The organism is Paraburkholderia sp. FW306-02-B, from assembly GCF_058782725.1.
Window position 1 is genome coordinate 394,491 of record NZ_JBYSXZ010000002.1, and the last position, 23,188, is coordinate 417,678.

The 23,188-nt window shown below is 59.5% G+C and carries 20 protein-coding genes and 5 pseudogenes; 11 read left to right on the forward strand and 14 right to left on the reverse strand.

The genetic code is table 11. The features are described 5' to 3' along the window. Positions 1-22: 22 nt before the first annotated feature. The gene (locus tag AC3WOG_RS22700; protein ID WP_492580188.1) at positions 23-1,792 is read right to left on the reverse strand and encodes a glycoside hydrolase family protein; all 1,770 of its coding nucleotides are present in this window, start codon (positions 1,790-1,792) and stop codon (positions 23-25) included. After that, positions 1,782-1,937: pseudogene (locus AC3WOG_RS22705) on the reverse strand (hypothetical protein); the annotation flags it as partial. The gene AC3WOG_RS22700 and the pseudogene AC3WOG_RS22705, both read right to left, overlap by 11 nt. A gap of 153 nt (positions 1,938-2,090) precedes the next feature. Here AC3WOG_RS22705 and AC3WOG_RS22710 point away from each other — a divergent pair. Next, positions 2,091-2,342, forward strand: a complete 252-nt coding sequence (locus tag AC3WOG_RS22710; protein ID WP_492580189.1) for a hypothetical protein — start codon at positions 2,091-2,093, stop codon at positions 2,340-2,342. A 1,181-nt stretch (positions 2,343-3,523) separates the two neighbouring features. Here AC3WOG_RS22710 and AC3WOG_RS22715 read toward each other — a convergent pair. Further along, on the reverse strand, positions 3,524-3,892 hold the full coding sequence (locus tag AC3WOG_RS22715) for a hypothetical protein (RefSeq protein ID WP_492580190.1): 369 nt from the start codon (positions 3,890-3,892) through the stop codon (positions 3,524-3,526). 174 nt (positions 3,893-4,066) lie between these two features. Here AC3WOG_RS22715 and AC3WOG_RS22720 point away from each other — a divergent pair, with 174 nt between their 5' ends. The 6 genes from AC3WOG_RS22720 to AC3WOG_RS22745 all read left to right on the forward strand — a co-directional run bounded on the left by AC3WOG_RS22720 (position 4,067) and on the right by AC3WOG_RS22745 (position 8,736). Continuing rightward, positions 4,067-4,294: a hypothetical protein gene (locus tag AC3WOG_RS22720; protein ID WP_492582558.1), complete on the forward strand. Its 228-nt coding sequence runs from the start codon at positions 4,067-4,069 to the stop codon at positions 4,292-4,294. A gap of 5 nt (positions 4,295-4,299) precedes the next feature. Beyond that, positions 4,300-4,566: a hypothetical protein gene (locus AC3WOG_RS22725; RefSeq protein WP_492582411.1), complete on the forward strand. Its 267-nt coding sequence runs from the start codon at positions 4,300-4,302 to the stop codon at positions 4,564-4,566. A 645-nt stretch (positions 4,567-5,211) separates the two neighbouring features. Then, on the forward strand, positions 5,212-5,820 hold the full coding sequence (locus AC3WOG_RS22730) for a TetR/AcrR family transcriptional regulator (protein ID WP_492580191.1): 609 nt from the start codon (positions 5,212-5,214) through the stop codon (positions 5,818-5,820). A 115-nt stretch (positions 5,821-5,935) separates the two neighbouring features. After that, positions 5,936-6,745: an oxidoreductase gene (locus tag AC3WOG_RS22735; protein ID WP_492580192.1), complete on the forward strand. Its 810-nt coding sequence runs from the start codon at positions 5,936-5,938 to the stop codon at positions 6,743-6,745. A 149-nt stretch (positions 6,746-6,894) separates the two neighbouring features. Beyond that, complete coding sequence (locus AC3WOG_RS22740; RefSeq protein ID WP_492580193.1) at positions 6,895-7,896, forward strand: NADP-dependent oxidoreductase; 1,002 nt, start codon at positions 6,895-6,897, stop codon at positions 7,894-7,896. A gap of 594 nt (positions 7,897-8,490) precedes the next feature. Then, complete coding sequence (locus tag AC3WOG_RS22745) at positions 8,491-8,736, forward strand: hypothetical protein (protein ID WP_492580194.1); 246 nt, start codon at positions 8,491-8,493, stop codon at positions 8,734-8,736. A gap of 178 nt (positions 8,737-8,914) precedes the next feature. Here AC3WOG_RS22745 and AC3WOG_RS22750 read toward each other — a convergent pair whose 3' ends face one another. Then, a complete protein-coding gene (locus tag AC3WOG_RS22750) occupies positions 8,915-9,193 on the reverse strand; it encodes a hypothetical protein (protein ID WP_492580195.1) in 279 nt (92 codons plus the stop codon). Between the two features lie 288 nt (positions 9,194-9,481). Here AC3WOG_RS22750 and AC3WOG_RS22755 point away from each other — a divergent pair, with 288 nt between their 5' ends. Continuing rightward, on the forward strand, positions 9,482-9,721 hold the full coding sequence (locus AC3WOG_RS22755; protein WP_492582412.1) for a hypothetical protein: 240 nt from the start codon (positions 9,482-9,484) through the stop codon (positions 9,719-9,721). 90 nt (positions 9,722-9,811) lie between these two features. On the opposite strand, the pseudogene AC3WOG_RS22760 reads toward AC3WOG_RS22755, so the two are convergent. Next, positions 9,812-10,039: pseudogene (locus tag AC3WOG_RS22760) on the reverse strand (phosphate acyltransferase); the annotation flags it as partial. A 259-nt stretch (positions 10,040-10,298) separates the two neighbouring features. Here AC3WOG_RS22760 and AC3WOG_RS22765 point away from each other — a divergent pair. Then, on the forward strand, positions 10,299-11,984 hold the full coding sequence (locus tag AC3WOG_RS22765) for a purple acid phosphatase family protein (protein ID WP_492580196.1): 1,686 nt from the start codon (positions 10,299-10,301) through the stop codon (positions 11,982-11,984). A 40-nt stretch (positions 11,985-12,024) separates the two neighbouring features. On the opposite strand, the pseudogene AC3WOG_RS22770 reads toward AC3WOG_RS22765, so the two are convergent. The 5 genes and pseudogenes from AC3WOG_RS22770 to oxlT form a co-directional block, all read right to left on the reverse strand. Next, a pseudogene (locus AC3WOG_RS22770) lies at positions 12,025-12,168 on the reverse strand (aminotransferase class V-fold PLP-dependent enzyme); the annotation flags it as partial. 60 nt (positions 12,169-12,228) lie between these two features. After that, the gene (locus AC3WOG_RS22775) at positions 12,229-12,741 is read right to left on the reverse strand and encodes a DUF3455 domain-containing protein (RefSeq protein ID WP_492580197.1); all 513 of its coding nucleotides are present in this window, start codon (positions 12,739-12,741) and stop codon (positions 12,229-12,231) included. Positions 12,742-13,625: 884 nt separating this feature from the next. Then, positions 13,626-13,819: pseudogene (locus AC3WOG_RS22780) on the reverse strand (hypothetical protein); the annotation flags it as partial. A 113-nt stretch (positions 13,820-13,932) separates the two neighbouring features. Beyond that, positions 13,933-15,489, reverse strand: coding sequence for a porin (locus tag AC3WOG_RS22785; RefSeq protein ID WP_492580198.1), 1,557 nt, complete (start codon positions 15,487-15,489; stop codon positions 13,933-13,935). A gap of 291 nt (positions 15,490-15,780) precedes the next feature. After that, positions 15,781-17,079, reverse strand: coding sequence for an oxalate/formate MFS antiporter (oxlT, locus tag AC3WOG_RS22790; RefSeq protein ID WP_492580199.1), 1,299 nt, complete (start codon positions 17,077-17,079; stop codon positions 15,781-15,783). 293 nt (positions 17,080-17,372) lie between these two features. On the opposite strand from oxlT, the pseudogene AC3WOG_RS22795 reads away from it, so the two are divergent. Further along, positions 17,373-17,742 (forward strand): annotated as a pseudogene (locus AC3WOG_RS22795) (LysR family transcriptional regulator); the annotation flags it as partial. Between the two features lie 287 nt (positions 17,743-18,029). Beyond that, positions 18,030-18,488 carry a hypothetical protein gene (locus AC3WOG_RS22800; RefSeq protein WP_492580200.1) on the forward strand — a complete coding sequence of 153 codons (459 nt, stop codon included), beginning with the start codon at positions 18,030-18,032 and terminating at the stop codon, positions 18,486-18,488. Positions 18,489-18,711: 223 nt separating this feature from the next. Here the strand turns inward: AC3WOG_RS22800 and AC3WOG_RS22805 are convergent, their stop codons facing one another. From AC3WOG_RS22805 to AC3WOG_RS22820, 4 genes are all read right to left on the reverse strand, one after another. After that, the gene (locus AC3WOG_RS22805) at positions 18,712-19,095 is read right to left on the reverse strand and encodes a hypothetical protein (protein ID WP_492580201.1); all 384 of its coding nucleotides are present in this window, start codon (positions 19,093-19,095) and stop codon (positions 18,712-18,714) included. Positions 19,096-19,225: 130 nt separating this feature from the next. Further along, positions 19,226-20,683 (reverse strand): NCS1 family nucleobase:cation symporter-1, encoded by a 1,458-nt coding sequence (locus tag AC3WOG_RS22810; RefSeq protein WP_492580202.1) that lies wholly within the window; start codon positions 20,681-20,683, stop codon positions 19,226-19,228. Positions 20,684-21,056: 373 nt separating this feature from the next. Further along, positions 21,057-22,742 carry a cation acetate symporter gene (locus AC3WOG_RS22815; protein WP_492580203.1) on the reverse strand — a complete coding sequence of 562 codons (1,686 nt, stop codon included), beginning with the start codon at positions 22,740-22,742 and terminating at the stop codon, positions 21,057-21,059. 3 nt (positions 22,743-22,745) lie between these two features. Next, complete coding sequence (locus tag AC3WOG_RS22820) at positions 22,746-23,063, reverse strand: DUF485 domain-containing protein (RefSeq protein ID WP_492580204.1); 318 nt, start codon at positions 23,061-23,063, stop codon at positions 22,746-22,748. Positions 23,064-23,188 lie beyond the last annotated feature (125 nt).

Genomic DNA, 23,188 nt, shown 5'->3' on the forward strand with positions numbered 1-23,188 from the left:
GCGCGTCAATAGTCTTTATTGCTTATTGCCCCGTATAGCCGAGCGGAACAGTCGCATTGGTCTTGGCAACCGTCGCGTTGTTCGACACGATGTACTGCGGCACCTCGGTAAGGGTCAGCGTGACTTTGCCGTTGGTATAGGCAACCGTGCTGGTATTGCCGTAGCCATCGATCTTCGTCACATTGCCCGACGTACCGGCGTTGTCGACCTGGAGCGAATAGCTGGTCGAGTACGTCTGGCTATAAAGGCCATTGCTGGCAGGCCACTGCGCGTTGTTGTGCGCCCACGCAGCAGTCACCACCTTGCCGTTGCCGAGTTGCTGGAACGCATACGCGAAGGTTCCGGACGGCGTACCCGTGACCCGCCCCAAGGTATTCGTGCCGTCGAGGACACGGGTCATCGTGGCGAAGGCCATCGCTTCGGGCTTCGGCGAGAGGTTCGTTGCACCGAACGCGCCTTGTGCGTCATTCAGGTCGAAGAATGAGCCGTATCCCACTTCGCCTGGATAGTCAGGACCATAGAAAAACGTCGTCAACTGTGCGCCGCCGCCAAGCACGATAATGTGCGATCGCACGCCAACCGCGGCATGAGCAAACAACTGGTTCTGCGACGGCACCGTGGGGCCGTAGTTAAGACCCGGATCGTAGCTCGTACCTGCTTCGGTGAAGAAGAGCTTCATGTTCGGCTTGCCCGCCTGCATCACCGAACGCAACTGCGTCATCTGGTTGTCGAGCGCGTTCGCCTGGTTCGCCGGATCCGGATCGGAGTCCTGCAATTCAGGCGGATGAGCCGGATAGGTGCCCGCATTCCAGTAGCCATGCGTTGAGACTGCATCAATGTAATTCCACAGGCCCAGCGCACCGAACTTCTGCAGATAGCCGGTTGTACAGGTGTCGCAATTCGACGGGAACGGGTTGCCGGTGCCCATCACGACGGCATTCGGATCGGTCGAGTGAATGCCCTGGTAAGCCGCCTTGTACATAGCGACGAAGTTCGCGTCGCTATCCGCCCAACCGAGGCTCGGCTCCCACGTCACCTGATAATAGTTCTTTTGCTGGTTCGGGTAGTTTGCAGCGCGGATCTGGCTCGTATCGGTACCGACTTTGGCCATGAAGCTCTGGAACTCAGGCATGTTCGACGGCGCATAGTAGCTGTCGTTGAACTGGCCCGTTTTCGAATCCCATGCAGGCAGTCCATCAAGACGCACAATGCGCATCTGATCAGGATTAGCTTTGTAGAACGGATCGAGGTCATTCACGCTCGGCGTGTACGTGTTAGGGCCATTGGGTTCCATGGCCGATACCTCACGGTCGTCGATCGTCCACGAGATGCCCAGAGCATGCAGCGCGGCGATGTTGCCGTTGAAGCCCTGCATGCCGAAACGGTGCTGATCCTGATGTGCATACGTTACGGTGCCCAGTACCGACTGAAGGTTTGGCAACACACCGAACGTTGCAATGCCCATCGGACGCGTACCGGTGTTCGGCAACGTGCCGCCATTCGAGCGCAGCGTCGCGGTAAGCGCGCCATAGCCGGACCACGTTGAGGTGCACGGAATCGTGCTGGTTTGCACACCAGACTTAACCGCAAAACTTCCCTGCGTCTTGATCGCGCCATTCGAGTCCGCGACAGACCAGATGACCGTATCCGCGCTCGGCGCGTTCGTCGTAATCGCCAGCTTGAACGGTGCGTTGTTCTGGAAGACGCGCAAGCCGTCGGTGGTGGGGGTGTCGGCGCTGATCGACCCGTTGGGACTTCCGCCAGTTGTTTGTGTCGGTGTGCCGCACGACATGGTCGAACTGCCGGGAGTCGGAGTCGGAGTCGGAGTTGGTGTCGGTGTCGGTGTCGGTGTCGGTGTCGGTGTCGGTGTCGGTGTCGGAGCCGGAGCCGGAGCCGGAGCCGGAGCCGGAGCCGGAGCCGGAGCCGGAGCCGGAGCCGGGGCCGGAGCTGGAGCCGGAGCCGGAGCCGGAGCCGGAGCCGGAGCCGGGGCCGGAGCCGGGCTGGCGGCAACCGCTCTAACCCAGCATGCCTTGCCGTAACCAAATGCTGGATCTGTCTGCGAGACCGCGCCGACATAGCAACCGACCCCGTTGCTAAAGGTACTTGGCGTTGTCAACATCACCGACGGTGCGTCGGGCGGAACCGCACCGAACACCACCGAGCCTGTTCCCAGGAATGAGCAATTGCCATTCTCTACGCCGCACAACTTGTATTGCTGGCCTGCGACGGTGATCGTGCTGGCCTGGGCCTGCGCGTTTTCCGCACCAAACGATGCCAACACTGTTGCCGATGCAACACCTAGTAATTTCAAATATCTCATCATTGTCCGCGTGTATCGCTAAAAGCAGGTTTTCCCCGAGGAGGCAGCAAGATCGATCAAAGTCGTCCCGCTTTGGCGTTGTTGAGTACAGAGAGAGGTGAACCTGAGAACGCGCTGATTGCGTTCATTGCTGATGAATCTGGTGCTTCGATGTGCCGTTATCCGCCGGCAGATACCGTTAGATATTCGAAGGTGCGCTGACCGCTGTCAGACGACAGCGAGCTCAACATGTCGACTCGGTACCGGCAAAGCGCGCTAATATTACGTATTCCTTACTAATTACTTCGCAAGCTTCATTCGGCAAAACGTTATCAGTGACTACACCCCTGGATCTGCAACGTCAGGCATCAAGCGCAGCATGTAGCGTCGACCGCGGGCACCCATTGCATGAAGGGCTCAGTCGACTTCCCAGCTAGCTTCAAACGAACCTTCGAGCGCACGGCCAAAAAAACCGGCACAAGGGGTCATGACATGCAGACGGCGCGGCAGCAACACTTGGTAAGGATCACGCTGGCAGTCCAGCGCACCCTATATGTGACAAACAGACATTCGCTCAACACATGCAATCAGGAAATTGAGGACACCTGACAGCTTGGCCAAATCCGTCATTCTTCACTCTTGACAACCCGACTCGATTGCCAACACGTGTCGCATGGCGGAAACACTTACCCAGCGCCACGCCTGCCCATGCAATTCCTACTGAATCGACGGAGTTTCGGCGCGCGCCCGGCATTAGTTACAGGCGTTTTTGGCAGAGGAATTATAAACGTTTCATTCGTGTAACGAGGTGGCGGCTGGTGATGATAAGTAATAATTTGAAGAATCGTCCACGGCACGCGTCCGACGGTTTTCCGAAAAGAGGGAAAACGGAAGAGCTCTGCCCCATCTGTACTCGGAAAAGGCAGATCTTGATTTTTATCAGCGGATGGCACCAACTTAGACGAAGCAAATGACATTTACGCGCCTTTAGTATTATTAATATAAATTGGCGTGCACGCTTGGCAAATCTGTAACCCTGATGGCAGGAGTACGAATTCGACGAAGCGTGGAAAGCACTTCATATCGCCTTTCATCAGATCATTTAATGCAACCAATCATCTGACTAATCGACGGTTTCAAGATCAACATAATCCCTCTGCATTGTTAATCCTGCATGCTCTCCTCGAACAGCACGTTGCGGAAAAACGAACTTGGCATGCCTCTTCAGACTGCGCGTCGAGTGGGAGCGCAAGCGTATGCAACAAATCCTCCGAGGGCCAGCAGCGGAATCCCAGTAAGACGGATGACGCCTGATCCCTGCCGCAACCACGACTCGATCATGGCGTGAGCGCCCTCGATTGCCACCAAACCTGTCAGAGCGGTCGTGATCCCGACGATCAGAATGATGTAACCCGAAACGCGGAGCGTCCTTGGGGTGCGGGAAGACGATGCCACCGAAATCAGAACGAGACCAAAGGCGACTCGGACCGTGGCGACGAGATAGAACACGCCGGAAGTGGCAGAGCGTTCGGCGACCCAGACGAGGCCAGCGGGCGCGATGATGCCGCAAACGCCGACGGCGACGATGAGCAAGCCGAAAATGAAGGCTAGGGTCTTCGCGACGTCTACTACCCCATATGCCGCTCACCTTTACCTTTTACCTGAGGGAAGCGAGTAGACGTTCGTCACTGCGCGCATAGTGCGCCCGACCTCCATGTCTGCTGGCTTTCCGCGAACCGCGTTAAGCCAAACGCTCGGAAAAATATCATGAATTTTGGCCTCCTCGTATCGCAACTGCCGCACGTCCAGGAATCACGCGTCCACTACGACGCCATGCTCGCGCTGCGTGACCGCGAACCGCATAAATTTGTGGCGTTCTGGCAGCGCATCAAAGCTCTTGTCTCTTCATGGCTGGTTGCCTTCTGTCGTCGAGGTGCCCCGCCAGTCGCTGACTGTGCGAAAATTCATGCGCGCTCTTATCGGACAGGACGGTGATTACCATGACTCAACCCGGTAACAGTCTCACGGCACCCATCCTTTCCGCGGACTCGGCTGTGTGGTTTTCGGCGTATGGCTTCGGCTGGGGATACAGTGCCTTTGAGCTGCCTGCTGACGTGGTTTGCGAAAAACTCGGCGCTGCGAACGAGACCCCGAAACAATTGATGCTCGCCTTTGAACTTGGCAAACGCCGACTCCTGCACGCGGTAGCGCAGAAAGCGTTACCAGGCAGCGGCGAACGGATAACGCTTTCGGCCGATGATCTGTGACGTGGGGCTGACGCGCCGCTGCATAGCGGTATCGCCTCGCCCGATGCGACACGCGCCTATGCCTCGGCGCGCATCGAGTTCAAACCAGCTTTTGCGCAGCCGCTGCTTGTTGCGATTGGCAGCACGCGGCCCGTCCTGGCCAGTCGCATTTCTCCAAACCAGTCGCGCAGCGTCGCGCTTACGCAGTAGTAGGCCGCGTCCTGATGCGTCGGATCGCGTCCCTATGAGGCATCCGACTCCATGCCCGCCTTGATGCTGCGCAGCATGGTCAAACTCCTCGTTTCGTCAGAGACGGGAAGCGGTTTGCTACCACAACCGGCTACCACTCTCAACGGTCGATGAGCGCCACTCCAGAACGGCCGGGTTCGACCCTGAGCAGTCCTTTGGGCAGGCTCGGAGTCAATGGCGGGATTCCGGGTAGAACGGCCACGCCCAGGTAAGCCGGACGAGGAGTCGTCGGCCAAATCCACGCAGATGTTAGCCGGCAGCCGCGCGCGAGACCGTAACACTTGCCAAGACCACCGCCAGGCAAACACCGAGCTCGGGCTCAGCGTCTTGGAGCTAGTTGCACTGCTCGGCGCTGTCTGGGAGGCGCATTGATCGCCATCGACATTGCCCGTGCGGCAAATTGCGCCGTAATGTTATATGATGGCCGTCATGAAAAAGTCGACAATCCATCGGAAAACCGTCAGCCGTAAGGAAATCACGCACGAGCGCATCGTCGAGGTTGCCGCGCGCGCGATTCGGCGCAGCGGCTACGACGGGACGGGAGTGGCCGACATCATGAAGGAGGCCGGCCTGACGCATGGCGGCTTCTATGCGCACTTCCCATCGCGCGAGGTGCTGCTTGCCGAAGCTGCGGACCGCGCCGGTGCTGAAGCCGTGGCCCTGTCGGAGAAAATCGCCGCCTCCGTGCCGCCGGAGCAAGCATTGCCGTCAATGGTGCGCGCCTATCTGTCGAAGGAGCATTTTGAAGACATGGAGACTGGCTGCCCGGTCTCCGCCCTCGGCTCGGAGATGCCGCGCCAGGCGCCGGCCGTGCGGCGCGCGGCCACCCGCCGCATCAAGGAGATGATCGATGTCGTGGCGCGCCAATTGCCTGATTGGGGCCAACCGGGCGCGCACCAACAGGCACTTGTAACGGTTGCCACCATGGTTGGCACCATGGTGCTGGCGCGTGCCGTTGACGACCCCAAGTTGTCGGAAAGTTTTCTCGAAGCAGCATTGAAACAACTCGCGCCCACTGACACGTAAACCCACCGGCCGGTGCCGGTTTTCGTTGGGCCTAAAATATGACGATAATCATATTTTGACAAAATGAATGCCCGACCAACCCCGTAAAGACATCCCTCAATATCGGAAGGACATCATGGAAACCAGGATAGCGCTCGTGACGGGCGCCTCGTCAGGAATCGGCGAAGCCACGGCAAAGCGGCTTACGAAGGCCGGATACAAGGTCTACGGCACCAGCCGGCGCGGCGCACAAGCCGGCCAGCGGACGTTCGAGATGCTGCCACTTGACGTGACTAACGAAGAATCGGTCGAAGCTGCCGTCAAGGAAGTACTGCGCCTACACGGCCGCATCGACCTGCTGGTGAACAACGCTGGCTTCGGCGTCGCCCCTGCCGCTGCAGAAGAGAGTTCGATTGACCAGGCTCGCGCGATCTTCGATACGAACTTCTTCGGGATTATCCGCATGACGCGTGCCGTGTTGCCCCATATGCGGCAACAAGGCAGCGGCCGCATCATCAACATCGGCTCTGTGCTGGGTTTCTTACCGATGCCTTATATGGCGCTGTATTGCGCCACCAAGCACGCGGTCGCGGGTTATTCGGAGTCGCTCGACCACGAGTTGCGCACGATGGGCATCCGGGTATCGGTCATTGAACCTGCCTATATCAAGACGCCTTTCGACGCGAACTTCATGGCGCCCGACGCCCCCCTCGACGAGTACCGCGAGGTGCGCTCGGCCGTGGATAAGCGAGTGAAGGAGGTGGTCGAGGGCGCTGACGGTCCTGAGGTTGTAGCCGAGACCGTATTGCAGGCCGCCACCGCGGCTCGTCCGAAACTCCGCTATGCGGCCGGTGGACTCGCCGGCCGTCTGCGATTGCTACGCAGATTTGCGCCCGCAGGCCTGGTAGACGCCGGTATTCGCAAAGATCTGCGGCTTGCAACGTAGACGGCGTTACTGCCCCCTCCCTGTTCAAAGGGCAGACTACAAGGACGTGCTGGCGTAGTCGTCGACGTCAACGCATGACGGGGCTGTGACCGATCTGCAGCGCTACATACTTGACGCAACGAGAAACTGACAAGGAACAAGGAGCCGTGATGAAGGCATTCGTCGTCGATCGATATGGACGCAAGAATGGCGTACGAGCCGGCGATATGCCGGTCCCGGAGCTCCGCGAGGACGACGTATTGATCCAGATTCACGCCGCTGGCGTGAATCCTCTCGATTCCAAAATCAGAGACGGGGAGTTCAAGCTCATTCTGCCTTACCGTTTGCCGCTGATTTTGGGCAACGATTTTGCCGGGGTCGTTGTCCGCGTCGGATCGCGCGTGCGGCGATTCAAGCCGGGCGATGAGGTCTATGCGCGACCGCACAAAGATCGGATCGGTACTTTCGCGGAATTCATCGCGGTCAAGGAAGACGGCGTGGCCCTCAAGCCCAAAGCACTCACGATGGAAGAAGCGGCTTCAATCCCGTTGGTGGGCTTGACCGCCTGGCAGGCGCTGATCGAAAAAGGGCAACTGAAGAAAGGGCAAAAAGTACTCATACACGCCGGCTCGGGCGGCGTTGGCACCTTTGCCATTCAGCTGGCGAAGCATGTGGGCGCGAACGTCGCGACGACAGCGAGCGCGGGGAATGCCGAATTGGTGAAGCAACTCGGTGCGGATATCGTCATCGATTACAAGAAAGATGACTTTGCCGCCGTCCTGAAAGACTGCGACGTGGTGCTGGATACGCAGGGCGGAAATACCCTCGAGAGGTCGCTGCGAGTGCTCAAGCCGGGTGGCAAACTCATCGGGATCGCCGGACCGCCTGATCTCGATTTTGCGAAAGAGATGGGTGCCTCCTGGTTCCTGAAAACGGCGATCCGCTTTCTGAGCTATCGCATCAGAAAAGCGGCGAAACGTCATGACGTCAGCTATTCATTTGTTTTCATGCGTGCCAACGGGGACCAGCTAAGCCAGATCGCTACGCTTATCGACGCAGCTGCGATAAGGCCCGTGATCGATCGGGTTTTCCCGTTCGAGTCAACCAAAGAGGCTTTGGCTTACGTCGAAACGGGACGTGCAAAGGGTAAGGTTGTCATCAAGATCCAATAGAAGGAGCTATGCCTGTTTGTTTCCTCGCAGAGGTCGCGGCGCTGGTCCCCAGGGCAGTTCACCTCGTAGGAAAAGAAACGATGACAATCTCCTCGACGTCAATTCTTGCAACGTGGAAAGTCAATCGTCCGTTGCCAGCGTAGAGCCGACCTTCAAACGTCCGCGTAGTAATCAAGTGGAATGGCCACTAGCCGAACTCGGAAGTTCGGCGAAGGACCGGGTTCGACCCGCTTGAAACACCCGCACATCGCCATCGCCTGTCAGCTTTGGAAGCGATCTGAGTCAATTGTTCGTGAGCGGCACAGCATAGATAGGCGCACAACATATTATCGAGGTGCCTTGGTCATCAATCTCCGACGTGGCGGATTGCACGAAATTTTCAATGCCGACCTTCGCGATCAGATAGCAGCAAAAGCAGAAGATTACGATTTAGTAATACATATGCGAATCGTTCGCATTTATATTGACGGTCGCATTTCGATTTCGTACGATGCCCCGATGCAATTCGCATGTTCACGAAAGCAACGATTTCACTGAAATTCGTATCGCGTGTCACCGGCGCTGCGTTGACCTAGAAAACTGAAGGAGTTGGCCATGCCAAGCCACGGTGCGACAGGCGCGATGACGCTCTTGTCCGAGACAGACGCCACATCCACGCGCGAGATTCGCACGTTGCGTCTGGAGGCATCGATAGACGGTAGCGTTGTCGTGCTGACCGATATCGACCGCAGAACGCCGGGTGTTCGTCGAGAAGTCCGCTATCAGGTGACTGTCGCCGAGTTTATTGCGGCGATTTGTGCGAACGGAACTCAATCAACGGTCGAGCTTCCAGAACAGTGACGAGAGCGCGGACCGAAAGTCTATAAGGGGGCCGCGATCTGAAGGTAGCCGCGTCATTGCGAACGCCTCGTCTCGCGCTCACACTGCCTTAACGTCGACTCTCCCACATACCCGGGAAAGACATTGCAGTGTGAAACGACTCGCGTTGCGGCTAGCCGTCAATGGGGGGCGACCGCGTTTACCGCAGCACTTCCGCGAATGAGAACGTCCGTGAAATTTCCTCACCAGTTGTTTGTCGGGGAGCGGAAGCAGGGGTGACGTCAAAATCGTCCAGTTCCAGCAGCAGGCGATCCACCGCGCAAAACTGGGCCTTCGTCAGGTGGTCGACGTCGAGAAGGTGGTGGAGGCGTTTTCGCCAGTATGCGACGGGCAGAATCGGACCACCGAGATCCCCGACCAACGATGGCCGCATGACGCGGGCGATATGTGCGATGTCCCGGTCAATTAAAGTAATCACGCTTACCCCCGAAAATGGTCTTGCTTGCTTGTTTGCCGATGCCCTTTTTTCTTTACATCTGAAGAATACTCTAGGTCAATTTTCGTGAATTGCTACCTATCAAATTGACAGGTCAAATGCGTAGACCTGGCGTTGCCCGACTACTGGCGCCACATGAAGGAAGATTACTGCCGCGCCGCGCAAAGCAATTCAAGGATCACGGCATATTTTGGCCGTCTTTTCAGTGGTTATGCAGTCTGGCGACGTGACGCGCACAGATGTCGCAAAGCAGCCACTCGCAGCTCGCAACTGTGCGCTATCGACTCGGGGGGCCTATCCGGCGCGGCCCACGCCGTCAATGTAGACGTCAATATCGGCACGGTGGCTCCTGTAGTCGCGGTACCCGTCGTTATTCAGCAGGGGTGGCACGGCGACCGGTATTGGGATGGTCATCGTTACTGGGAACGGAATGAGTGGGAAGATCATAACCGTCACCATGGCGATCATGATCACTGCCCTCCGGGACACGCTAAAAAGGGCGAGTGCTAAACAACATCGCATAGTAGCCAAACTGCTTTTACGGGCCTCACGGCCCGATCCCAGCCTACCCTGGCTCTCGACGGTCCACCGCTTCAGTAATGCGCCAGCGTCCGTCACCAGTAGCGCCGTCATGTTGACGATCCGTCGATCCGTCGAACCGTCGCCGTGGCGGTCAACACGTGCACCGGCTGCGCCGCACCAAGCAGAATCGGGCCGATCGCGACGTTGTTGCCCGCCGCTGTCTTCAGCAGCTTGTACGAGATGTTGGCCGCGTCCGTCAATATTCGGCAGCACCGGCAGGTTCGAGCCGCCTTCGAGCGCCGATTCGCAAGGCCCGTTCGTGCTGGTCAAGCTGAGTCCCGGCCGCTATACGGTACACGCGACCTACAAGAATCGCGATCAGACGAAGATCGTCAATGTTGCTACTTGCCGCATCCGCCCATTTCATCGCGCTGTCATCGCTCCCCGACTAGGATAACGGGTCACGTCCGTCACGCCCTGGTCCAGCGCTCACTCGCTGCTTGCCTAGCACCGTGTGTCCATCGTACGCGTTGGCGTCCTTCCCCTACCGCATAGACACACAGACATGTCGAACAAGAAAAACGCTAACACTTCGCCGACCGATCAGGCCGCCACCGTCTCGCGCCGTGGGTTTTTGAAGTTGGCCGGTGCATCCAGCCTCGCTACGGCCGCGGGCAGTCTTTCATCGGCGGTGCGGGCCGCGAACAGCGCACCCGACGGCACGCCGGAGCAGATCCACCTGACATGGGGCAACGATCCGACGCACGAGGTCATCGTGTCGTGGGCGTCGCTGGCGCCCGCGCTCAACCCGCAGGTGCGAGTGGCCCGCGCCGGCGAAGGGAAAATGACGGTACATGGTGTGCAAAGCACGTATACCGATGGCATCAACGGCGAGGTCGTGTTCACCTATCACGCGCGTTTGCTTGGCCTGAAGGCCGATACGAGCTACGAGTACGAGGTGACTGCCGAGAACGACTCCAACGCGGCTCAGCCTTTCACCGCGAGCTTCCGCACCGCGCCGCGAGGCCGCGCGCCATTCCGCTGGACGAGCTATGGCGATCTCGCGACGCCCAATACCGGCTGGGTCTTGTCGTCGCCGCAGAGCCGCTTTGCGGTTCAGGCCGTCGAGCGTTTTCAGCCGCTGTTCCACCTGCTCAATGGTGACCTCTGCTACGCCAATCTGAACCCGATGCATCAGCCGGAAGTGTGGCGTGATTTCGGCAACAACTGCCAGACTTCGGCATCGAATCGCCCATGGATGCCGTGTCCGGGCAATCACGAACTCGAATTCCACAACGGCGAGCAGGGTCTCGCGTCGTATCTCGCGCGCTACACGCTGCCCGAGAATCACACACGCTTTCAGGGCCGCTGGTACAGCTTTCGCGTCAGCTCGGTGCTGTTCATCTCGCTCGATGCGGATGACGTTGTGTATCAGGACGCGGCTGCGTTCGTCGCGGGTCCGAATCCGCTGGTGCCGGTCGCGAGCACCGGCAATCAGCCTATTCAGCCGGGCACTTCGCTTTATGTCCGCGGATATAGCGGCGGCGAGCAGACGCGCTGGCTCGAGAAGACATTGCGCCGGGCGGCTGAAGACGACGAAACCGACTGGATCGTCGTGCAGATGCACCAGGACGCGCTGAGTTCATCGAAGACCGGCAACGGTTCCGACAAGGGCATCCGCGAGGCCTGGCTGCCGCTGTTCGACCGCTACGGCGTCGACCTGGTGCTGTGCGGCCATGACCACGACTACGAGCGTAGCTATCCCGTGCGCGGCTGCAATCACAACAAGGGCACCGATATTGCCACGGGGCGGGTGGTCGATACGTTGCAGCCGCGGCCGGTGATGTCGGCAGGGGCGGGGGCGTCGTCGTTCGATACGAGTCATGGGACGATTCATTTGATTCTCGGCGGCGGGGGAACGAGTGCGCCGCTGGATGTCTATGGGACGGATCTCGGTACCGGGCTGCCGCAGGCACGCATTTTCACGCGGCCTAATCGTCCGGTTACTGGGACGACCGCGGGCACTTTTGTGCGGACCAGTGCGGATGCTGTTGAAGATGCGATCTGGTCGGCGCAGCGGGATACTGGTACCGGCTACGGTATCGCGGTGTTCGATCATGATCCGGGGCATCCGGGTGGCGAGACGACGATTACGATGAACTACTATCACGCGCCGGGTGCGGATCAAACGCCGACTCAGACCTATGAGCTGTTTGAAACGATTGAGTTGAAGAAGAAGCGGCGGGAGTGAGGTTTCGCGGCCCGGGAGGATCCGGGCCGCATATTCATATTTAGAGTGCCGTCAGTTCCTCGGTAATCTCGAGAAAGCGTTCTATGTCGCGCGGCGCGTGACAGTGCAGCGGCGATATCCGCACCGCGCCCGTGAGATTGAACGACTTCAGCATAAGGCCTGAGTACAGGCTTGAGGCAACCCGCGCAGTGTTGCGATTTCAGCTCGAATCTGCTCGATCCGGGGCGGCACTGAGCGACAGCGACTACCGGTAGAAAACATAGTCGGCAAGATAGGGCGAGCTTCCGATTTCGTGTTCCGTCGAACACGGGGCCGCCGGCATCAACCCGCCGACGGTATGCACGCGCTGCACATACCGCACAGCCGAAAGCGTGCCGCTACCGGACGTGCTATGCGTTTCGAGCAACAGTTTCGGTATGCTCGCCCGGGTTTCGCTGGGCTGCTGTGCGAGCAGGCGCCCTACGATCCTGCTTCCGTCTTCCGCTTCCCAGGATGGCCCCGCGCCGTGCCGGACCGCGGCGTGGCCGCTCGCGTCGAACAGCGTCGCTTGTGGGCTCTTGAACACCCATCCCAGACGATGCTGCGCGTCGAACTCACACGAATAAGTCTGTACGCCGGACGCAGCCAGTGTCATCACGCGCTCGGCCTGAGGCGGATCGATGGATGAACTGGTGGGACCTGCCGGCGCCGTTGCGCACGCCCCCAGCATCGATGCGACGACGGTCGCGAAGCCTAAGCGAAAAAAATTCCTGAACATGGGTCTCACCTTGAATGGATGAAGCGCGACGCAAGCCGTTGCAACCAGAGAGTCGGGCGGGCGAATTCGATAGTCGAGATAGTACGCGCGATCCCATACGTCGGGCGCCGTTGAACTGCGCCAACCCGACCACGGAAGGCAGCCCACATCGACACTGCGTATCGATGCACGGGCTGTCGCCTGATTAGTTGGCTTCCTGGCGCCCTATACTGTTTTTCAGACGGCCCCAGGTGATTCTGTGGGCCCGGAGGAGGGGCGATGCGCGGATCGACAGTCTATAGACGGGGCAAGGCAGCGGTCTTTGTTGCCGCGTTCTGTCGTGCTTTCATCGTATTCGGTGTTTTCTCTTTTCCGATATCCTCAGCCGCATCGCTGCGGTTAATCTCAGTTATTTCAGGCACGTACGGGCAAAACTGCGGGGCTCATCCGGGAAACGCAACGCGTGACCTTACAAGCAAATGCAACGGTCGCGAAACCTGTGACTACGTGCTCGATACGGGGATCGCTGTCGATGTCGGCGACTACTGCTCGAAAGACTTTCGTGCGGAATGGCAATGCAATAGCGGGGAGTCTCATATTGCCGTGCTCAGTCCAAAGGCTGGACGAGGTAGCACACTGGTTCTTACCTGTATTGAGCCGATAGGTGCAGGTAAATGAGAGGTAGCGCGGCGCGACGCGTTCGAATCCCGCAGAATGGCCGTTGCCGGCTTGCGTTCACTGCATGCATGTGAATGTCGGCCTCGGCCGACCAACGGTCTGTCACTTCGCGTCGGCGATCGGCGGGTCTTCGGCCGAAGCGGCCAGTCGGGAATCGGAACTCCACGTTGTCGCGAACGTCCACCATCGAGTCGACCCTGAACAATTCGTTGCTCGTGCCGCCGGCGTCACACCATCACTTCAGCGGCAATGCTGCGATTGAACCAGGCAGCGAGAACGAAGGCGCAAAGAAGGCGCAGCTCCCGGAGGATCATCCTCAGGTTGTGACCTGTGACCTGTGACCTGCGCCGCACAGCATCGCGTGCACCGCATCTGCGAGCGTGTCTTTGAGCCAGTTCCGATCGAGTTTTCCGTCTGTCTGGTGTGGGTGGCGGTGGAAAGCGGCGACGCTGCAGCGATGGAAGCCGAATCCTGAGTACCCCGGATACGCCTCCGACTGCTTACGCCTCCGCCTCCGCCAGGTTGGCAGTGCTTTCAGAACTTGTAATTCAGCCCGACGGAGAAACCCATTTCTCTGCCGCCCGCGTAGCAAAACGGCGCACCCTGCGAGATCGAGCTGCCGTCATGACAATCGACGGTGACGCTTCGCCCGCCTGCGCCCAGCGCATAGTGCGCCGCCGCTTGATTGATGACCATGGCATAGTCGGCATACACAGTCGCATGTTTGTCGATCGCATGCTTGTACATCGCAGTGACCATATTGGCGCCGTTGGAAGGATTCGGGATACCAATAGCGTTCGGGTCGGCTGGAGCCGTGTTGTGTTGCCCCGGGTCACCCGGCGTGCGATTGGCGTGCGCCCAACCGACGCTCACGCTGTCATTGGGGGTGATTTCCTGCGTCAGGGCGAGCCAGAAGCCATTACGGCTCCGCTCGTTCTGTGTTTGCAGGTAGGCCGGAATCTTTCTGCGCATCACTTCATAAATTGCGCTCACTGTGGTCAGAGTGGGAAATTTATATTGCGCACCGACCTTGAATGCCCATTCGTTGCCGATATCGTTGGGGTCCGTCCCATCAGGCGAAGCCAGCGCAGCAGGCGTGTTCAGGACATCGCTTGAGCGATTCACGCCGAGGTGTATCTCATAGGCTGTCGTAAAGTACAGGGGGCCGTTGCTATAGGCGAGGTTCGCGCTGTAGGCCGACCCGTAGCTGCCGTCGTTACACGCAATCGGATTTCCACCACTACCAGGGACGTTGCCGCCCGTGCAACTCGACTCACCCGAAGCTTGCACCGAATTTTCGTAACCGCGGTTTTGCCCGGGCGAAACCAGTGCGTTGAGAGACCAGCCATGGAAACTGGGCGACTCGTACCAGATTGCATGGTCCAGCCGCGTACCGAATTCGACGCGATTGTCGCCGCCCGTGTTACCCATGATGACGGAGTAATCGCCGAGCATGCCGGAAAACGGATTCATGCGTGCGGTCGACGTTTTGTAGGGCGCATCGGTCTTGCCGATCTTCAACGCGCCCCAGGCGGGCGACGCTACGCCGATGAAGCTGTTGCGTGACGTCAGGGCGCCCTTGACGGTCGAATCCTGAGCGGAGTTCGAATTGGAAGACCCTGAGGTTGCCGAAATGTCTAGTTGGGTTTCCAGTTGATAGACGAAGGCCAGGCTGGCGTCGGAACCGAATGGCCGCTTGCCGCGAACGCCGACATAGGAAAGATTGGATGAGACGTCGGGTTGCCAGCCCATATGCCCTCTAGGCGAGACGACAGTCCCGCCCGGCGTGACATACGAGTCTTTGAGGCCCTTGGTCGCATAGTCCACGGAAAGATCGAGATTGCCGTAGAACTCCATATCCCCCAGCGCGGCCAGCAACGACTTAAGCTTGGGCGGCATGCCGGCGCCCCATCCGGAGGCGTCGGCATCCGATGTTTTTTGCGCGCCTGAGGTTGTACCCGTGTTTGCGCCTGTACCCGATCCTGTACCTGCGTTTGTGCTTGCGACAGCGGGACTGACCGCTTGCTGACTGTTCGCTGTCTGGGTTTGCTTTGCCATAAGCGCATCGAGCTTCTTATTGAGCGCTTCCATTTGCTGTTTCAACAACTGGATCTGTTGTTTGTCGTCATCCGCGGCAGTTGCCTGAGCGAATGCTCCTCCCGAACACGTCACGCTGCCAGCTGCAAACAGGCATAGCGAAGCCGCCGCGTGACGCGGTTTCAGATTCCTTATTCTCATCGTCTCCTCCAATATTAATTAATAATGCTAATGAATAAGAAAAATAGATATCGCAGCCAAAACCTCCATTTCGATCCGATGAGAATCACGCGCAGAATCAGTCGATTCGGGTTGCGCGCCACCTTCCATGTCCCTATCCGGTAATCAGAGATATCCCTTGGCGAGCGCGCCAACCGCGACCGTACGGTCGATCCAGCGCCGTCTCATCGGAGCGAGGATGAATTTCGCGCACACCGCCGCTACGATCGATATGGCCGCTGCACAGATGAACACCGCGTTCCACGAGCCATGCGCCGACAACACCGAAGCGATCGGCACAAGCATGGACGCCGTGCCCTTTGCGGTATAAAGCGTGCCCGCATTGGTCGCCGCATATTTGCTGCCGAACGTGTCCGCGCAGGTCGCCGGGAAGATCGAGAAAATCTCGCCCCAGCACAGGAACACCGCCGCGGCGAAGAACATGAACGCGTACGGGTTGTGGCCGAACTCCATCAGCCCAAGCAGCGCGAGACCTTCGCCGAGGAAGATCATGAACATCGTGTTCTCGCGGCCGATCCTGTCCGAAAGAAAGCCGCACAGCGGACGCGTGAAACCGTTGCACAGGTTATCGATCGACAGCGTCATCGTCAGAAGCGGCAGCGTGATGCCCATCAGGCTAACCGGCAACTTTGCGAAGCCGTATTCCTTGGCGATCGGGCCGAGTTGCGCGGTCGCAATGATTCCGCCTGCCGCCACGAAGACGAACATCAGGTAAAGCACCCAGAAAAGCGGCGAGCGGACCATCTGACCGGGGGTGTAGTCGAATTTGGTGGCAACCACGCGTTTGGCGGCGACCGCGTTCGCAGGCGGTTTCGGGCGCACCAGCAAAGTCGCCAGAAGCAGAATGCAGGCGCCCTGGAAAATGCCGAAGAACATGAACGTGTGCTCGTAGCCGGAACGCTGGATCATGTTGGCAATCGGGATCACCGTAACCGCCGCACCGGCACCAAAGCCAGCCGCAGTCAGACCCGCCGCCAGACCGCGTTTATCGGGAAACCACTTGAGCGCCGTCCCGACGCAGGTGCCGTAGACGCACCCCGCACCAACACCCGCAATGACTGCCGCGACATACAATTCACCCAGGCTGCTTGCGTGTGCGTCGATGATCCAGCCGAGTGCGGCACAAAGCGAACCGCCAATGACGACAGGACGCGGCCCGAACTTGTCGACGAGCCATCCTTCGACTGGCACGAGCCAGGTTTCCGTGACGATGAAAATGGTGAACGCAGTCTGAATTGCCGCCTGCCCCCAGTGATGCGCCGCGTCCATCGGCACGACGAACAAGGTCCACGCATACTGCAGATTCGCCACCAGCCCCATGCAAACGATGCCGATTGCCAATTGAACCCACCGGTTATGCCGTAGTGCCGTGCTGCCCGGTTCGTCCACGTTGGAATGTCCCATGTCTCCATCTCCGTTTTTAGAATTCATCGCGCGCGAGCGGCGTGTCGACTGACGTGTCGAATCACTTCATCGCTTGCATGTGCGTCGGCAATGAAGCGCTAGTGGTCGGTCAAATGGAGATCGCACCAACGAAAGACCTGCGGGGGCACGCAAAACGGTCTCATAAAAGTCGTTGTGTCTTCACGGAATCTGAGTGCATGCTGCGGGAGAACAGCGATCAGTGAAAGTTAAAACATTTTATGGTTTGCATCAGGCATCCTGTATACGCCGGCGGCCTTCAACGAATTTCGAGTATGAAAAGCGCTACCCTGCGCCAATTCAATATTTTCGAAACAGTTGCCCGGCGCCTGAGCTTTTCGTGCGCGGCAGACGAGTTGTACCTGGTGCGGCCGGCAGTCTCAATCCAGGTCAAACAGCTTGGAGGCGCACGCCGGCCTGGCCCTGTTCGAGCAACTCGGCTGGAAAATTTATCTGACGCCGGCGGGTTCCGAAATGCGCTCTTACGCGCGCTCGATCGTCGAGCAATTCCGCGAAATGGACGAAGCGATGGCCCGCCTGCAAGACGTTACGGGCGGCCAATTGAACATTGCGGTAAGCAGCGCGGGAAGCGGTCACCCGCACCTCACCAAATTCCATGCTCGACGAGCGGCTGCTTACACGCGAAGCTTAGGACCGGAGTCGACCCGTTTGAGCAGATTGGAGGAAGCTCGCATCTGCTTACTGCTGCATCTGAACAAGACCATCGGCAACGGGCATTTCCTCGCAGGCGGATACGGAGAATGCACTCCCGGTCGAGGAGCCGGCCGAACTCGATGCTGATATTCCGCGCGACGAAAACGTCGTCGAGAGCGCAAGTGCGTGTAAATTCGGATCCAGTGGTTTCCGACCCGCCACTGCGTCTTCGAATCGGTCGTCATCGGAGTCGGTTCTACAGTCTTACAGGAGCCGGTATGAACACGAAGCACAGCAAAAAAGGACATCTTGAGGCCGCCGCGTCACATCACGAGCAGGCAGCGCGATATCACCGCGAGGCGTCGCGGCATTTCGAGGCCGGTCAAGACTATGCCCACGCCGCACACCAGGCGATGATGGCCCATGGCCACGCGTTGCACGCGATCGATCAGGCACACGACGCTGGTGCACACAGCGCCAGTACGCCGCCGATAACGCTTGCATCGACCGGCTCTGGCGCAAACAGCGAAAACGCGGCAAAACATCACGCAACGGCAGCGGAGCTTCACGAGCAAGCGGCACTGCATATGCGCCACGCCGTCAAGCTCTTCGATCAGGACCGTAGCGCAGTCGCCCACGATGCGCAGCTGGCGCTCTCCCTTGCACTGCGCGCTTTGTCCCATGGCAACGAAGCAGCCAGACTATTTGTCAAGCTCGCTCCCGCCGAAGCTTCGTGAGTGATGTTGTATGAATTCAAACCAGTAACATCGTGTCTAGCGGCGTGTTTCAGCGTGAAGCGGTTCCATTGATGTCGCCTATTGAGCGTACTGAAAGCTGAACCGTTACCTTCACGGCACCGGCGCCGTGCAGCACCAGGTTGTCGTGCGGATCTACGGTCGCGGGCCGGCCGTAAAGATCCGCGCACGGTGCGCACGGCTCAATCCCGCGTTGCACTCGGGACTATGCCTTCTGGTCCAGCCAGTCTGCCGCAATAGACTTTGCATGCGCGACGGCCTCGTGCGCGTTAAGGAACACGCCGAGCTGTTCCCAATGTTCTTCGACCGCGTAAGTCCCCTTCATACCGAGTGCCCTCTGTACGCGCAATTGCGCCGCGTACCTGCCGTCCTCCAATGGTCGAGCAGTTGCAATCACTTTGTGCGGGAGATCGGATCTGTTCGGCTGAATCAACTCAACAGGACCGCCCGGCACGCCGATATCGTTCAACGCGTTCCTCACTTTGCAGTCTGGGCAGTAGAAGCACCACCCCTCGTTCTCGCGAATGGATCTGACCTGCCCGCGGGCCAGCACGGCGCGACATTCAACGTTTTCGCAGATGAACGGCATAGCAGTCTCCGGAGTTGTTTGCGAGAAATCCTAGCATGACCGCCGACAGCCAACCATCGGCATTGTTGCCGTGCCTGTTCCACGCGCTAGAAGCCGGGAGTTACCCCCTGCACGCTCGCCAGGAAAACCCTCAAGCGCGGGTCGGCGCGATCGCGGTACGCGGCCGCAGCGTCGCCATGATCAGGTACATGCCGCCGCCGATCACCACGCCGAAGAACCACCCATAGGTATTCCACCAGACCGGCAGCAGGTTGGTGAAGTTAGGCAGGAAGGTCGAAAACACGCTGCCGACCGCCGCCGCGGCCAGTGCGTTGACGTTCCAGCCGCCTTCGTAGCGGTACTCGCCGTGCTCCTGGTAGAGCGCCGCGACGTTGACGTTGCCTTTGGCCACCAGATAGTAGTCCACCAGGATGATCCCTAGCAGCGGGCCCATCGTGGCGCCGATGGCGTTGACGAAGTGCGCGGCGTTGCCTTCCCACGGCGCGAACGGGTAGAGCACCAGCGCGATGGCAGCGGCGATGTAGCCGCCCTTCTTGAAGCTGATCTGCTTGGGAAACACGTTGGAAATGTCGAACGACGCCGAGACGAAATTGGCCACCACGTTGATGCCCAGCGTGGCGACTGCGAAGGTCAGCGCCGCGATGAGTGCCAGCGTCCAGCTGTCGAACTTGGCCGAGATCTGCTCGGGGTGCAGCAGCACTTCGCCGTACACCTTGAAGGCGGCGATGGTGGTGACGCCGGCGACCAGCGAGAACGCGATCAGGTTGACCGGCAGGCCCCACAGATTTCCTTTCTTTACCGCGTCGCGGTTCTTCGCGTAGCGCGAGAAGTCGCAAAAGTTCAGGTACAGCGCCGCGAAGTAGGTGATCCAGGTCGCGCCCACTGCCATCAGCGCCCAGAACGAGCCGGGCTCGCCGCTGACGCCGGCGTCGCTGGTCTTCTCGAGTAGCACGTTCATCGGAATGCCATGGTCGAACGAGAAGCCGCCGGCCTTGACGCACAGGCCGATCGCCAGGATCAGCATCGCGACCCACACCGCCGGACCGGCCCAGTCCTGGAATTTGCGCACCGTTTCCATGCCCTTCTGGATGATGAGCAACTGCAGCGCCCAGATGATCGCGTAGCAGATCACTTCCAGCCCCGAGTGGCCGAGGAAGTGCGTGCCTTTGTGGAACGCCATCAGGCTGTCGCTGCGGATCAGCAGCGCGACCACCGCGCCCGAAGCCGCTGCGGTCTGCGCGCCGTACCAGAAGCAGGCCACCACGGCGCGCACCAGCGCCGCCAGGTTGGCGCCCCACACGCCGAAGGAGGCGCGTGCCAGCACTGGGTAAGGCACGCCGGTCTTCTCGCCGGCGTAGCCGATCAGGTTCATCAGCGCGAAAATCACCAGCGAGCCGAGCCCGATCGCCAGCAGGAAGTTGGTAAAGCTGCCGCACAGCAGGAACAGGCTGGCGGCGAGGTAGTAGCCCCAGAGGCTGTGCACGTCCGAGGTCCAGACGTTGAAGATGCTGAAGGCACCCCAGTTGCGCACCCTGGCGGGCGCGAGATCTTCGTTGTAGAGGCCGGGGGAAGGATCGCGGATTTCCATCTGTCATCTCCTTTGAGTTCGTGGAACTGAGGAAACACCGCCAGACGCCCCTGGGCGGCGATACCCCCGCGTCTGAAGCAAGCTCGCATGCAAGAACTGTATGTACTTTGCCGCACAGTTCTGAGTGGGTTAACCCTGGTCGAGAATCCGCCGGTGCGGCGTTGCCGGACAACGAGTGGCTCAACTTGCTGCGCCGAGCGTCGATGAAACAATATACGGCTACCGCGCATACTTTCTGAAGCGCAACGGTGTTGTACCGATCCGCTCGGACACAAGCGCTGTCATGTGCTGTTGCGAAGAAAATCCGCAAGCCGCGTCAACCTCGCACAGCGGCGCAGACGCGCATCGTCGTCGATGCACGTCCGTAATCAACTCAATGATCGACGGCCCTGATCGACAGGATGCCCGTTTGTCCATAGAACTCCTGCAGCGCAAAAGCTTCCCGCTCTTGTTCCGCACGCACGCTGCGATCCAGCATCGAGAATACCCAGATGCCGGCGAACGCAAGCGGCACCGAAACCAGCGCTGGGTTATCGAGGAACACCGGCGCGTGCGCGTGATGCAGGACGTCGACCCATACCGACTTTGAGAACAGCGTCAGCAGCACTGCGGAAATCAACCCGAGGCTTCCGCCGATCACCGCGCCACGCGTTGTCATGCCGCGCCAGAAAATCGACGACACCAGCACCGGGAAGTTCGCACTAGCCGCGACCGCCGCTACGAGACCGACCAGAAATGCCACGTTGATGTGCTCGAAGAGAATGCCGAGCCCGATCGCGACCACGCTCAGCACCAACGTCGAGACGCGGGAGATGCGCATTTCCCGGACTTCGTCGGTTTTGCCGCGCGCGAGCCAGCAGGCGTACAGGTCGTGCGACACGGTGGTCGCCCCGGAGAGCGTGAGGCCCGCCACGACCGCCAGGATCGTCGCGAATGTCACGGCGGCGATGAAACCGTAGAACAGGTTGCCGCCCACCGCCTGTGCCAGCTTGACGGCGACCATGTTCGATCCGCCGAGCAGGTCGCGAGTGAGGTTGAAATGCCCGTCGGCGGCGGTCTTGAAGAACTCGGGATGCTGGGCGAGCAGCGCGATCGCGGAGAAGCCGATGATGAAGGTCAGCAGATAGAAATACCCGATGAAGCCCGTGGCGACGAACACGGACTTGCGTGCCTCCTTCGCGTTGGGCACCGTGAAGAAGCGCATCAGGATATGCGGGAACCCGGCGGTGCCGAACATCAGCGCGATGCCGAGCGAGAGCGCGTTCAACGGGTCCTTCAGCAGCTTGCCGGGGCCCATGATGCTCAGCGCGCCGGGATGGACGTCGACGGCGCGTCGAAACATCTCCTCGGGGCTGAAGCCGAATTGCGCGAGCGCGGTGACGGCCATGAACGTCGCGCCGCAGAGCAGCAGCACGGCCTTGATGATCTGCACCCAGGTGGTCGCCGTCATGCCGCCGAAGAACACGTAGATCACCATCAGCGCGCCGACGACGACCTCGGCCATCCAGTACTGCAATCCGAACAGCAGCTGGATCAGCTTGCCCGCGCCGACCATCTGCACGACCAGATAGAAGATCACGACGACGAGCGACGTGCTCGCCGTCAGAAGGCGAATGGGCGCCTGCTCGAAACGGTAGGCGACGACATCGACGAACGTGAACTTGCCGAGATTGCGCAACGGTTCGGCGAGCAAAAACATCACGAACGGCCAGCCGACGAGAAAGCCGATCGAATAGATCAGGCCATCGAAGCCGAAAACGAAAACCATGCCGGAAAGGCCGAGAAACGAAGCGGCGGACATATAGTCCCCCGCGATGGCGAGCCCGTTCTGGAAGCCGGTGATGCCGCCGCCCGCGCTGTAGAAATCCTTCGTCGTACGGGTCTTGCGCGATGCCCAGCGCGTGATGCCGAGCGTGACGAGCACGAAGAGCAGAAACATCCCGATCGCGACGGGATTCAGTTCAACATGCTCCGGCACCGGGCCGGTGACGGAGGTGGCATGAGCGAGCGCGGCGCTCGATGCGAGGCCCGCGCAGAAGAAGGCGCGAATGAGTTTCATCGTTCAGTCTCCTTGCCGGGCTTTGACGAGAAGCGCGCTCATCAAAGGATCGAACCGGCGATTCGCCCGCAGCACATATCCGCCCGTCAGGCAGACCGCGATCAGGATGATGCCGACGCCCACGACGATCCCCACGCTCGTCGTGGCGCCGGCATACAACGGATGTGCGAGCACTTTCGGGGCGAGGGCGACGAACAGGATGAAGCCGTAGTAAGTGAAGATCATCAACGCCGTCAGCGTGAAGCTGAAGCGGCGGCGTGAAGTGACGAGCTGCCGGTAGGCGGGACTCGCTTTGATTGAATCGATGAGGGCCTGCTGCATGGATGTCTCCAACCTGTGACTGGCTGATTTCGTTGTGGTGGTGAATCGAATGAGCCCCGCTGGCTCGATGCGACTGCTTTGCCGGCTGCCTTCGGGCAGCGCTTGTTGTTGTGGTCGGGCGCCAG